General features: G+C 35.6%; 16 protein-coding genes. 12 read left to right on the forward strand and 4 right to left on the reverse strand.

All coding sequences use genetic code 11. The features are described 5' to 3' along the window. Positions 1 to 88 precede the first annotated feature (88 nt). The 5 genes from PB01_RS07140 (at position 89) to PB01_RS07160 (ending at position 3,473) form a co-directional block, all read left to right on the forward strand. Positions 89 to 901 carry a substrate-binding periplasmic protein gene (locus PB01_RS07140; protein WP_151699566.1) on the forward strand — a complete coding sequence of 271 codons (813 nt, stop codon included), beginning with the start codon at positions 89 to 91 and terminating at the stop codon, positions 899 to 901. 18 nt (positions 902 to 919) lie between these two features. Next, entirely contained in the window at positions 920 to 1,561 is a 642-nt protein-coding gene (locus PB01_RS07145) for an amino acid ABC transporter permease (RefSeq protein ID WP_151699567.1), read from the forward strand. A 13-nt stretch (positions 1,562 to 1,574) separates the two neighbouring features. After that, positions 1,575 to 2,321, forward strand: a complete 747-nt coding sequence (locus PB01_RS07150; RefSeq protein WP_151699568.1) for an amino acid ABC transporter ATP-binding protein — start codon at positions 1,575 to 1,577, stop codon at positions 2,319 to 2,321. Positions 2,322 to 2,341: 20 nt separating this feature from the next. Next, on the forward strand, positions 2,342 to 2,761 hold the full coding sequence (locus PB01_RS07155; RefSeq protein ID WP_151701998.1) for an OsmC family protein: 420 nt from the start codon (positions 2,342 to 2,344) through the stop codon (positions 2,759 to 2,761). 142 nt (positions 2,762 to 2,903) lie between these two features. Next, positions 2,904 to 3,473 (forward strand): manganese efflux pump MntP, encoded by a 570-nt coding sequence (locus PB01_RS07160; protein ID WP_151699569.1) that lies wholly within the window; start codon positions 2,904 to 2,906, stop codon positions 3,471 to 3,473. 498 nt (positions 3,474 to 3,971) lie between these two features. Here the strand turns inward: PB01_RS07160 and lexA are convergent, their stop codons facing one another. Further along, a complete protein-coding gene (gene lexA, locus PB01_RS07165) occupies positions 3,972 to 4,589 on the reverse strand; it encodes a transcriptional repressor LexA (RefSeq protein ID WP_151699570.1) in 618 nt (205 codons plus the stop codon). 170 nt (positions 4,590 to 4,759) lie between these two features. Here lexA and yneA point away from each other — a divergent pair, with 170 nt between their 5' ends. From yneA to PB01_RS07190, 5 genes are all read left to right on the forward strand, one after another. Beyond that, on the forward strand, positions 4,760 to 5,077 hold the full coding sequence (gene yneA, locus PB01_RS07170) for a cell division suppressor protein YneA (protein WP_151699571.1): 318 nt from the start codon (positions 4,760 to 4,762) through the stop codon (positions 5,075 to 5,077). Continuing rightward, positions 5,074 to 5,721: a YneB family resolvase-like protein gene (locus PB01_RS07175; protein ID WP_151699572.1), complete on the forward strand. Its 648-nt coding sequence runs from the start codon at positions 5,074 to 5,076 to the stop codon at positions 5,719 to 5,721. The genes yneA and PB01_RS07175 overlap by 4 nt, the downstream gene beginning before the upstream one ends. A 65-nt stretch (positions 5,722 to 5,786) precedes the next feature. Beyond that, a complete protein-coding gene (locus PB01_RS07180; protein ID WP_151699573.1) occupies positions 5,787 to 6,020 on the forward strand; it encodes a DUF896 domain-containing protein in 234 nt (77 codons plus the stop codon). Between the two features lie 85 nt (positions 6,021 to 6,105). Continuing rightward, positions 6,106 to 8,106, forward strand: a complete 2,001-nt coding sequence (tkt, locus tag PB01_RS07185) for a transketolase (protein ID WP_151699574.1) — start codon at positions 6,106 to 6,108, stop codon at positions 8,104 to 8,106. A 166-nt stretch (positions 8,107 to 8,272) separates the two neighbouring features. Further along, the gene (locus PB01_RS07190) at positions 8,273 to 8,494 is read left to right on the forward strand and encodes a YneF family protein (RefSeq protein WP_151699575.1); all 222 of its coding nucleotides are present in this window, start codon (positions 8,273 to 8,275) and stop codon (positions 8,492 to 8,494) included. A gap of 22 nt (positions 8,495 to 8,516) precedes the next feature. Here PB01_RS07190 and PB01_RS07195 read toward each other — a convergent pair whose 3' ends face one another. Together PB01_RS07195 and PB01_RS07200 are read right to left on the reverse strand one after the other, a co-directional pair. Beyond that, positions 8,517 to 9,446: an alpha/beta hydrolase gene (locus PB01_RS07195; RefSeq protein WP_151699576.1), complete on the reverse strand. Its 930-nt coding sequence runs from the start codon at positions 9,444 to 9,446 to the stop codon at positions 8,517 to 8,519. Between the two features lie 11 nt (positions 9,447 to 9,457). Next, complete coding sequence (locus PB01_RS07200) at positions 9,458 to 10,354, reverse strand: hydroxymethylglutaryl-CoA lyase (RefSeq protein WP_151699577.1); 897 nt, start codon at positions 10,352 to 10,354, stop codon at positions 9,458 to 9,460. Positions 10,355 to 10,498: 144 nt separating this feature from the next. Here PB01_RS07200 and PB01_RS07205 point away from each other — a divergent pair, with 144 nt between their 5' ends. Both PB01_RS07205 and PB01_RS07210 read left to right on the forward strand, forming a co-directional pair. Next, positions 10,499 to 11,680, forward strand: a complete 1,182-nt coding sequence (locus tag PB01_RS07205; RefSeq protein ID WP_151699578.1) for an acetyl-CoA C-acetyltransferase — start codon at positions 10,499 to 10,501, stop codon at positions 11,678 to 11,680. A gap of 19 nt (positions 11,681 to 11,699) precedes the next feature. Then, positions 11,700 to 11,951: a YqkE family protein gene (locus PB01_RS07210; RefSeq protein ID WP_151699579.1), complete on the forward strand. Its 252-nt coding sequence runs from the start codon at positions 11,700 to 11,702 to the stop codon at positions 11,949 to 11,951. Positions 11,952 to 12,166: 215 nt separating this feature from the next. On the opposite strand, the gene PB01_RS07215 is transcribed toward PB01_RS07210, so the two are convergent. After that, positions 12,167 to 12,895, reverse strand: coding sequence for a YczE/YyaS/YitT family protein (locus PB01_RS07215; RefSeq protein WP_225986195.1), 729 nt, complete (start codon positions 12,893 to 12,895; stop codon positions 12,167 to 12,169). Positions 12,896 to 12,919: the final 24 nt, after the last annotated feature.

Raw genomic sequence — 12,919 nt, forward strand, 5'->3', positions numbered from 1 at the left:
CAAGTGGATATAGAACAATTGGTTAAAAACTGTTCAAATTGAATTTTTTGTTTGTTTGTTTGGTGTATAAAATAAGGAGGAAAATGTGATGAAAAAAAGTAAGGTTTTATTGGCTCTAGCAGTAACGTCGGCCTTGTTGTTAGGAGCTTGTGGTAATAATTCTACTAAAGTAACCGATAAAAATTCGTTAAAAGCTATTCAAGATAAAGGAGAAATGACAGTAGGTATAATGGGTACTTATGCACCTTACAATTTTATGAATAAAGAGAACGAATACGATGGCTTTGACGTGGATATTGCAAAAGAATTATCGAAACGATTAGGTGTAGAAGCGAACTTTGTTGCGCAAGATTTTTCTGGACTTATACCTGGATTACAAAAAGGTAAATTCGACATTTTAGTAAGTCAAGTAACCATAACGGACGATCGTAAAAAACAAATTGATTTTACAGAACCATATATTACAAATGATGTAAAAGTGATTGTAAAAGAGGATAATACAACGATTCAATCTGTAGAAGATTTCAAAGGGAAGAAAATTGCCGTAGGATTAGGAACTAATGATGAAGCATTTTTACGAAATGACTTAATGCCAAAAGTAGGAGACTTTAAAATCAATACGTATGATGATGTAATCACCACCTTAAAAGATTTAGATGCAGGTCGGGCAGATGCAACAATTAATAACGTATACGCATTAAAACCTATTATTAAAGAAAATGGATTTAAAGTAAAAGTCGTTGGTTCACCTATAAAATCCGATAAAGCTGCCGTAGCTGCGAAAAAAGGGAATACAGAACTAGTAGATGCGTTAAATAAAGCATTGGCTGATATGAAGCAAGACGGTACATATAAAAAAATCTTCGTAAAATGGTTTGATGAAGAACCAATGGCCGAGTAAAGAAAGTAGGTAGTTTCCATGGATGTAGTAATTGATAATTTGCCCTTTTTACTAAAAGGTGCTTACTATACTTTATTAATTACAGTGGTATCTATGTTTTTCGGTTTGATTATTGGTTTAATTACAGCGATTGCTCGTTTAAAAGGCAATCGGTTCTTTCGTACAATAGCGAGAGTGTATGTATCAATTATTCGAGGAACGCCGCCACTTGTTCAAATCGTCATTGTATATTATGGTCTTGTTGATTATGGCATAGAATTAGGAGCGCTCACAGCGGCTTACATTGCACTGAGTATTAATATTGGAGCTTATGTTTCAGAAGCATTCCGTGGGGCTATTCAAGCAGTGCCATTAGGACAAACTGAAGCTGCACTTGCGACAGGGATGACGGAGGGGCAAGCTATTCGTCGTATTGTCATCCCACAAGCAATTCGCATCGCTATACCACCACTTGGTAATACATTTGTTGGTATGTTAAAAGAAACTTCATTAGTATCGGTTATTGCTGTAACAGAGTTGTTACGTTCTGCTCAGTTATTAGTTGCACAATATTACGTGTATATGCCATTTTATTTATCGATTGCAGTGATGTACTGGATTATGAGTACGTTATTTACATTTATTTTAAACAAAATAGAGAAACGACTATCGGTATACTAGAGGGGGGAAAGTTTTGATACAAGCAATAGATTTATCCAAAAGCTATGGTCAACATGAGGTGTTAAAACATATTTCATTGACGATTCCTGCTCATCAAGTTGTCGCAGTCGTTGGGCCAAGTGGTTCAGGAAAAAGCACTTTTTTACGTTGTATAAATGGACTAGAAATAATTACGAGCGGATCTATTTCTGTTAATGATCATCTGTTACAAGCGACAAATAAGAAAAAGGAACGCCAAAAAATAATTCATGCCATCCGTCAAGATACCGGCATGGTGTTTCAGCAATTTAATTTATATCCACATAAAACGGTTATCGAAAATGTAATGGAAGCTTTAATTGTCGTCAAGAAACAATCAAAAGAACTTGCAAAAAAAATGGCTACTGAGCTATTGAAACGTGTTGATCTCCAAGAAAAAGAAGGCGTTTATCCTTCCAAGCTGTCAGGTGGCCAACAACAACGTGTTGCAATTGCTCGTGCACTTGCAATGGAACCACAAATCATGCTATTTGATGAACCGACATCAGCGTTAGATCCTGAACTAGTTGGAGAAGTACTAAAAGTGATGAAAGAATTAGCAGATGAAGGAATGACGATGGTGATCGTAACACATGAAATGAATTTTGCCCAAAATGTCGCGGATCGTATTTTGTTTATGGCGGATGGACAGATTATCGAGGATGCGGAACCAAAGGCGTTCTTTGCGCATCCCGTTACAGAGCGTGCACAAAAATTTTTAGCAAAAGTAAAAGAATTTTAAGAGCAGAAAGGTTGATAACGATGGAAGTAAGAGCTATATGGCAAGGAGGACGTGCTTTTGAAGCAAAAGGTCCTTCAGGTTATCCGATGAATATGGACGCAACACCTAATTATGGCGGGGAAGGACAAGCGCCTACACCAACAGAAATGTTACTTAGTGCCCTAGCAGGATGTATTGGAATAGATGTGACGATGATCTTAAAACCACATTTAGAAAAAATGGAGTCCATCGAAATAATAGTTAAGGGTTCTAGACGAGAAGAATTGCCAACTGCGTTTACTGCAGCAGAGCTTATATTTGATGTAAAAGGGGATATTGATGCGAAGAAAGTAGTTCGTGCGATTAAACTAGGAGAAGAAAAATATTGCGCTGTATCCGCGTCTTTGAAGGCAGATATCACTCATCGTTTAATTTTGAATGGTATAGAAATTGAATTTTAGGAAAACGATTGATGGTGTTTTTTGAATAATAAGTACAAAAAAGTGAATCAAATTCAATCAACTCAACTAAAGTGTTAATTAACAAAAAAAATTCTTTTGCATATCCTTATAAATAGAGATCAATGGTCTTGGGGAGGAAAATATGCATTGGATAACAATTATCCTGATAGGGATAGCAGCTAATTTAGACAATTTAGGAATAAGTTTGGCCTATGGAATAAAACAAACTAAAATCCCTATATTTTCGAACGTAACAATTGCAATTATTTCTATGGTGGTCTCTTATGTTGCAATCGTAAGTGGAGAACTAGTCACATCGTATATTCCAACCATACTTGCAAACTTCTTAGGTAGTTTCCTACTATGTATTATTGGTTTGTGGACTATTTTATCGAATAGATTTTCAAATAAGGATTCTTCCAATAGAACAGAAAACATTGATAAAGATGGAAACAATATCATTTCAATTAGAGAAGCAATTACCTTAGGATTTATCTTATCTGTAAACTGTTTGGTAAGTGGAATTGCAATTGGAGCAAGTGGAATTTCTGCTATTTGGACTGTTATTTCTATTGGATTTTTTTCAGTTTTAACAGTTGGAATTGGAAGTCGTTTTGGTTTGTTACTGAATAAAACGTTTATTGGTAACTATTCAATAACCATTTCGGGATGGTTACTTATTTTTATTGGGATTTATGAGATGTTTGACTAAGCTTTTTAAAGACTTCTACTATAAATTTGTAGAGGTTTTTTTATAATTTTCGAAGTAATAATAACTTTAAATGTTCATTCACATGCAATAGATTATTTATGGAGATTTTCATATATATTTAGGGTATAAATTTCAGCAGAAACGGAAGGTTTAAATTTTGACTTCCCCATTTATTTTGGTTTTTGTATATTTTGCGACGCTATCTTTATATATTTTATTTAGGTCTTTACAAATGCTAAAGTAATCTTCCGCTTCATGACTTGATTGTGGGGCAGCTACGAAAAACTCCAAAATTAGAATCGTTGAAAGCAATGTAAGTGCAAAAACATTCACATTAATTTTTCCGATTTTTAAATATTAAAATAAAAACCCCTCAACCAAAAAGGTAAAGGGGTTTTTTCGATGACTAAAACAAAAATGTCCACTTTTCGTTTTAGTATGATATCGGCTCTACATCATAATAAGCTTTATAGTAGAATATGTCAAGTTACAAAGGGTTTATTGCATATGACGATAAACACCAACGACTTTACCTAGTATCGTTACTTCATTGACGATAATTGGATCCATCGAAGAGTTTTCTGGTTGCAGACGGAAAAAAGATTTTTCTTTAAAGAAACGTTTTACAGTTGCTTCATCATCTTCTGTCATAGCAACAACTATTTCGCCATTATTAGCAGATTGTTGTTGTTTAACAACAACGTAATCTCCATTTAATATTCCTGCTTCTATCATACTGTCTCCCATAATTTCAAGCATGAACAAGTGATCATCTGAAGTACCGAATGTTTCAGGAAGAGGGAAAAACTCTTCCACATTTTCGATTGCTGTAATTGGAAGTCCAGCTGTTACTTTACCGATTAAAGGCACGTGAACTACACCTTGTTTTTCTATCGAATTTGCACCGTTTAGTATCTCAATTGCACGTGGTTTAGTAGGATCTCTTCTTATCAATCCTTTACTTTCCAATCTAGCTAAATGGCCATGTACAGTTGAGCTAGAAGCTAGTCCTACTGCTTCACCTATCTCGCGTACGGAAGGTGGATATCCTTTTTTTCGTACTTCCTCTTTTATAAACGCTAAAATATCTTCTTGTCTTTTAGATGCTTTCTTCAATACATTCACCTCTTTTAAATAATATTAATTTTTTCTTTCTTATTTACAGTATATCAGTCTCTAAATCAATATGCAAACATAGGTTCTGAAAAGGTATTGACAAAAAACATGTGTTCGTTTTATTATGAAGTTATACAAACGAACAAGCATTCTAAAATGGGGGTTTTTTGATGAAACTATTAAAAAAAAATTATTTTATCACTTTATTTATAGGTTTAAGTCTATCTTTTATTATGACATTTGTTATTTTTAATTCTCAAAGTGAAAGTGAAAATTATCCGATTATAATAGAACATGGAGATTCGTTATGGAAGCTTGCTGATAAATTTGGCTCTGAAAAGTCAAAGGAAGCTTGGATAAATGAAGTAATGGCATTAAATAACTTACATACTGCACATATTAAAGCTGGAGATACACTGATTATCCCCAATGGATCAGAAGGCATTCATCATGATTATTCCACAGAATTAGCAGGTGTTAGTCGATGAAAGCAGTCATTTATTGCCGAGTTAGCACAGAAAAGGATACACAAGAAACATCATTACTAAGGCAGGAAGAAGAGTTATCACAATTTGCTGCTCATCAAGGCTATGAGGTAGCAGATGTATTTGTAGATAAACATAGTGGCTATGACATTGAAAGAGATGGACTTCTTGATTTATTATCCTTTGTAAAAGAACAACAAATAAAAGCTGTGTTTGTGCAAGATGAGACTCGTATTGGTCGTGGTAACGGTAGAATGGCCGTATTACATCTATTGCAAAAAACGAATACATCCGTTTTTACTTTACAAGACAAAGGAGTCTTGAATTTAAATGAAATGGATTCAATGTTATTAGAAATTCTTGCATTAGTAGAAGAGTACCAACGGAAACTACATAATGCGAAAATTAAACGAGGAATGAAGCGTGCGGTTTCCCAAGGATTTCGCCCAGAGAGTAATTTAAAAACACGGGGTAACCCTGAAGGTAGGGACCGCATTGAAGTTCCAGTTCAAGAAATAATAAGATTACGTCATGCTGGTTTAACTTTTGAAGAAATTGCATCCACATTAAAAGGATTAGGTTTTGAAATTAGTAAAGCAACTGTACATAGGAGATTTATTGAATTTAAAGATACACACGAAGGTTAAAGGCTTGCACTCTGTGTGTTTTTTCCTTACCTTTAAATTAGAATAAAATTTAAAGGGTGAATCTTATGTTAAGTAAAGAAAAAATTGCACGAATAAGTGAACTTTCAAGGAAATCAAAATCAACTGGATTATCTATTGAAGAAGCAAAGGAACAAAGTGCATTAAGAAAAGAATATTTAGAGACATTTCGTGCAACAATGAGGGATACAATTGAAAGCGTAAAAGTAATAGACCCTGCTGGTAATGATGTCACTCCTCTTAAGGTAAAACAGGCTAAAAAAGGGAAATTTCTGAATTAACTAATCATTAAGAAACCATTGATAATGCATACATTGTTGTCTAAACTAGAAGTATAGAAAAAATTAGCTCGAGAGGATGTTACAAATGTCATTACAATCAGATTTGCTTGCAATTAATACTATCCGTACTTTATCTATTGATGCAATAGATAAAGCAAACTCCGGTCATCCAGGTCTTCCGATGGGGGCCGCACCAATGGCATATACGCTTTGGACAAAACATCTACGCCATAACCCAAATAATCCAAACTGGTTTAATCGTGACCGTTTTGTTTTATCAGCGGGGCATGGATCTATGCTTTTATATAGTTTACTTCATCTTGGTGGGTATGACTTACCAATGGAAGAGATTAAGAATTTCCGTCAATGGAATTCAAAAACACCAGGTCATCCCGAGTTTCGTCATACAGCGGGTGTAGAAGCAACTACTGGGCCTTTAGGGCAAGGAATTGGAATGGCTGTAGGAATGGCGATGGCAGAGGCACACTTGGCCGCTACGTACAATCGTCCAAACTTTGAAGTTGTGGATCATTACACATTTGGACTTTGTGGAGATGGGGATTTAATGGAGGGTGTAGCAGCAGAGGCAATCTCGCTTGCTGGACATTTACAATTAGATAAATTAATTGTTTTATACGATAGTAATGATATTTCTTTAGATGGTGACTTGCATAAATCGTTCTCTGAGAAAATAGAAAAACGTTTTGAATCATATGGATGGAATTATATTTTCGTGCAAGACGGAAATGACATTGAAGCTATTTCCACTGCAATTGAAAAAGCTAAATCTCAAAACGATAAACCCACAATTATTGAGGTTAAAACAGTAATTGGATTTGGTTCACCGAACAGAGCAGGGAAATCTGACGCTCATGGTATGCCACTTGGAAAAGAAGAGTCACTTTTAGCGAAAGCGGCATACAAATGGTCATCTGAAGAAGATTTCTATGTGCCAGAAGAAGTATATGAAACGTTTAAAGAAGCTTCTAATCTTCTTGGTGTGGCAGAAGAAGGAGTTTGGAATGAAAAGTTTAATGCGTATTCTTCGGAGTTTCCTGAACTTGCAGCTACTTTAAAACAAGCAATTAGCGGAGATCTACCTGAAAACTTTGATACTGCGATGAAAGTTTATGAAGAAGGGACATCACATGCAACTCGTTCCGCTTCAGGTGATGCCATTAATGCTATAGCGCAAAACTTACCATCTTTCTTCGGAGGTAGTGCGGACTTAGCTGGATCAAACAAAACGACGATGAAAAATGCAGGAGACTTTTCTGCTGACAATTACGAGGGTAAAAACATTTGGTTTGGTGTACGTGAATTTGCAATGGGCACTGCTCTTAACGGTATGGCACTTCATGGTGGGTTACATGTGTTTGGTGGTACATTCTTCGTATTCAGTGACTATGTGAGACCAGCTATTCGACTATCTGCTCTTATGGGACTTCCAGTAACGTATGTGTTTACTCATGATAGTATTGCAGTTGGGGAAGATGGTCCAACGCATGAGCCGATCGAACATTTAGCTTCACTACGTGCAATGCCAGGTTTATCTGTAATCCGTCCTGCAGATGCTATTGAAACAAATGAAGCATGGAAGCTTGCGGTTTCATCGAAAGATCATCCGACAGTACTTGTTCTTTCAAGACAAAACTTGCCTACCCTTAAAGGATCAGTGGAGCAAGCAAGCGAAGGCGTTTCAAAAGGTGCATATATTGTTTCTCCAAGTGATAATGCGGAAGCAATACTTCTTGCAACTGGATCAGAAGTTAGTCTTGCAGTGGAAGCACAAAAAGCGCTTGCAAGCGAAGGAATTCAAGTTTCTGTAGTATCTATGCCATCATGGGATCTTTTTGAACTACAAGATGATGCATATAAAAAATCAGTACTTCCATCACATTTAACGAAACGTCTTGCTATTGAAATGGGTTCTTCTCTTGGATGGCATCGTTATGTTGGGTTTGAAGGAGATGTTATCGCTATCGACAAATTTGGCGCTAGTGCACCAGGTGAAATTGTGATGAGAGAATACGGTTTCTCTGTAGAAAATGTCGTTACTAAAATGAAAAATTTACTTCAAAAATAAAACATATGAGGTAGTTCGAGTGACTCCGGAAAAGGGAACTTCGAGCTACCTCTTTTTCATAATTATTTTTAAAATTATAATTAAATATAGAATGCATTAAGAATCTATAGTATAATTTTCAATGGTGTCTTGTACACGTAGACAAGATTGTAAAGGAGGAGAAATTATGTTAGCTACATGGATTTGGATTATTATCGTAATTGTTGCGTTAATCGGTGGTGCAGCAATTGGATTTTTTGCGGCACGTAAATATATGATGAAATATTTAAAAGAAAATCCACCTATCAATGAACAAATGCTTCGAATGATGATGGCACAAATGGGTCGTAAGCCTTCTGAAAAACAAGTAAAACAAATGATGAATCAAATGAATAAAATGCAAAAATAAAAGCACTCACTTTCGAGTGCTTTTATTTATTTAGTAAATTATTTTGTTGTAAAAAATCTGCAACTACTTGTTCGTATTCTTCACTATTTTCATTAAATGATTTGGCATGAGCCCCTAATTCAAATAGTTTCAATGATTTTGGACCTTTTTTCTTCTCAAACAATTCTTCCGTCATTTTAGGAAGAATAAAATCATCCTGTAAACTATGGATAAAAAGTACGGGTTTTTCTATATGATCCACTACATCGATGGGAGATACAAGATTTAATGTATATCCGTCGCGCATTTTTAAAAATAAGTTCGCAAAACGTATTGCTAAGCTGGAGCGAAGGGGCGTAGTTTGACGCATAATATTCATCACTTGATCTTCGAAATCTGAAAAAGAACAATCAGAAATATAAAAATCTGCGTCATCTTTTATGGAACCTGCATACAGTAGTGTAGTTGCTGCACCCATCGATTCTCCATGAATTCCAATAATGGCATTGTCACCTGCCCGCTCTCGCACTACTTCAATAATGGATTGTAAGTCAATCTTTTCATAAAAACCAAAACTAGTTGTTTTTCCACCAGAATCTCCATGGCGCCGATGATCATATACAACGCTGTTGAATCCTAATCGTTCAAACATTCGTACAAATCTTAGTGAATTAATTTTATTTTCCGTTACTCCGTGACAAATAACGACATAATTATTTGTTGGTAATGGTTCTACAAATATCGCTTTAAGTGAGTAACCGTTTTTTGACTCAATCCATTTTTCGGTTTTATTGACGGTATTAAACCAAGCCTCGTCAAAGCGTTTAGATGTAATCTCTCGTTTTAATATAAATTCATCTTCTTTTTTCTTCATATACATGAGCTTATTTGTCACGAAATAGCCTAGAACAGTAGCGGTAGCGGTTAAAATACTAGTTAATACACTAGTCCAAATGATTACACGTTTTTTCATCGCAACAACCCCTAACTATTTTTTCTTAGTTTATACATTCCTGTCTCAATTGGTCTAGACACATAAGGTGCAATTATATCAATAGCATTTACCAATAGGTCAAGATGAATATTTGTATCAATATTCATTTGGTGTAGCATATTCACAACATCCTCCGTTGCAATATTTCCGGTTGCACCTGGAGCGAAAGGACAACCACCTAATCCGCCTGCGGAGCTATCGAAACGATCCACTCCTGCTTGAAGTGCTGCAAAGATATTTGCCAAGCCCATTTTTCGTGTATCATGAAAATGTGCTGTAATTAGAGTGGTTGGAAACTCACCTTTAATTAGTTCAAATAGCAAATAACTTTCTTTTGGATTAGCCATTCCTATAGTGTCTGCCACACTTAATTCATTTACACCCCACGAGACAAATTCTCTACATAATTCCATTGTTTTAACAGGATCTATAGCTCCTTCGTATGGACAATAGAAAGCGGTAGAAATGCAAGCTCGAACAAAATGACCTTCTTTTAGAAGCGATTCTACTATAGGTTTAAGCCCAACCATACTTTCCTGAGTTGTTTTATTAATATTATTTTTATTAAAGCTATTTGATACTCCTACAAAAACAGCAAAACTATTAGCACCCGCTAGTTTGGCAAGTTCTACACCTTTCTCATTTGGTGTTAGTACAAATTGTCTACCCTTTTTTGTGGCACTTTCAATAATTTCTTTTGCATCTTTCATCTGTGGCACCCATTTGGGTGATACAAAAGAGGTCAACTCCATCTCTTCGACACCGGCTAATTGAAGCTTTTCGATAAATTCTAATTTTACCGCTGTAGGTACTTCGTTTTTCTCATTTTGTAAGCCGTCTCTCGGACCGACCTCGATAATTGTCACTTTTTTTGGTAAACTAAACATAATCATCCCTCCAACTATATTGTAAGGAATGGATGGTTCAACTAGCAATCTTTAATTTTTATTCAGAGGAATTAAATTAAAGGATAAGGCGGGTCCAAACAGCGATGGGATTTTTATATTAGGGGATTATGAGGAGGAAATAACATGTCAAACGAAGTAGTTATCGTGAGTGCAGTAAGAACTGCTATTGGATCATTTCAAGGGGCTTTAAAAGATGTTCCAGCCACTAAACTAGGTGCAATTGTAATTGATAGAGCGTTAGAAAAAGCAGGAGTTTCAAAAGATTTAGTGGATGAAGTCATTATGGGGAATGTACTTCAAGCAGGACTTGGGCAAAATCCAGCAAGACAAGCTTCTATCCAAGCGGGATTATCGGTATCCATACCAGCACTGACAATAAATAAAGTATGTGGGTCCGGCCTAAAAGCAATCCATCTTGCAACACAAGCAATCATTGCAGGAGATGCGGAAATCATCGTGGCTGGTGGAATGGAAAATATGAGCCAAGCTCCTTATCTATTGAAGAATGCTAGAGATGGCTTCCGTATGGGCGATCAAAAAGTGGTGGATAGTATGATTTCGGATGGATTATGGTGTGCATTTAATGATTATCATATGGGAATCACTGCTGAAAACTTATGCGATCAATATAATATCACTAGAGAAGAGCAAGATGCTTTTTCTGCTCGTTCTCAGGCCCGAGCGGCAAATGCAATCGAAGCAGGAAAATTTGTGGATGAAATCATACCAGTAGAAATCCCACAGCGAAAAGGTGACCCGATCGTATTTGATACAGACGAATATCCGAAAAAAGGCTCAACGCAAGAAAAATTAAGTGCACTTCGTCCAGCTTTTAAGAAAGATGGATCCGTAACTGCTGGAAATGCTTCTGGTATTAATGATGGAGCGGCTGCTGTAGTAGTAATGTCTAAAGCAAAAGCTGATGAGTTAGGTTTAAAACCTTTGGCGATAATAGTTGCAAATGCATCTGCAGGAGTAGATCCAAGTATAATGGGAATTGGACCAGTAGAAGCAGTGAAAAAAGTATTAAATAAATCACAAATTTCACTTGCTGACATTGATTTAATTGAAGCAAATGAAGCATTTGCTGCACAATCAATCGCGGTAGATCGTGAGCTTTCATTTGACCAAGAAAAACTAAACGTTAATGGTGGCGCTATCGCTCTAGGACATCCTATCGGAGCAAGTGGAGCTCGTATTTTTGTTTCTTTACTTCATGAAATGGTAAAACAAGATGCAAAAACAGGGCTTGCGACACTTTGCATAGGTGGAGGTCAAGGAGTAGCTACTATCGTTAAACGCTAATATAAAGAAGGTGAATTAATTGGCAAAGAAAAAACAAAGACAACCCGTAAAACCTGCTGTTACAAAAGAAGAGACAAATGGACTATTCGACCAACTTTCATCTGATGTGCTCGCTAAGCTTAAAGAAACAAAGAAACAACTTGTGGCGGCGGAACAAGAGAAAGAGGAAGAAAGACAAGCACAACTTCTTTTTGAGAAAAAGCAAAAAGAAAAAAACAAATCATTTGAAGAACTACTCGATGAATATGGATACGGTGGTTCGAAGTTTTAATAAAAGACCTATATAATTAAGTTTGAATAAAATCATCTCATCTCTATAAAATTCATAGGGTTGAGGTGATTTTTTATTGGATATTTAGTAAAAATATAATGACCATTTTAATTGGGAACTGAACAGATGCACTTCAAAGTTTTTGTTATGCAGTCCAAAAAAATTTAAAAAAGCCGATTATTTAATCGGCTTCAGACTATCGATAAATTGTCATTTTAAGAGGAAAGACTCGTGTTTTCCGTTTGAGTTGTCACGTCATTTTCTTCAGCTACATGAATATTTATGTCTCTTTTTTTATTAATCCAACTTACTAAGTATTTTTGATAACGCGGCATTATCCATCCTAAAATTTTACCGATGAAATATGCTGCAACTAGTGTACCAATGCCAATTGACCCGAATGAATGAATGAAAATAATACATACTAAACCTGCTACACAAACATTCACTAGATCACTCGAAATTTTGGCCTTACTAAACTTCATATTAAATTTCTCGCTTATTGCATAAGTTAACGCATCATACGGCATTAATGGAAATTTAGCATTGAAATATCCAAATAAACCAATCGCAACAATAAATAAGCTTAAAATTAAAAATAACCAACGCATCACTAATGTTTCGGGTGTGGGAAATAATTTCACGAGGGATAGAGTTGTATCCATAAAGAATCCAAACAAAAATGTAATAATTAATTGCACGACAGATTCTTTCAAATCCATTCGTTTATTTAATATCACTTGTATGCCGATAAATAAAATATTTGCTACGATTGTCATAATTCCTACTGATAGACCTGAAGTTAGAGAAAGCGCATAGGCTAACGAGGAGACTGGTGAAACTCCAAGAGCGGCTTGTATTGAGAAGCTGACGCCAAGTGATAGAAAAAACAAGCCAATTACGTATAAACTAAGACGTTTCAAGGTCACATTAATGTGTTTCATAAAATCCTTCTTTCTAGAAATATT

It is taken from the genome of Psychrobacillus glaciei (genome assembly GCF_008973485.1).
GTDB lineage: Bacteria > Bacillota > Bacilli > Bacillales_A > Planococcaceae > Psychrobacillus > Psychrobacillus glaciei.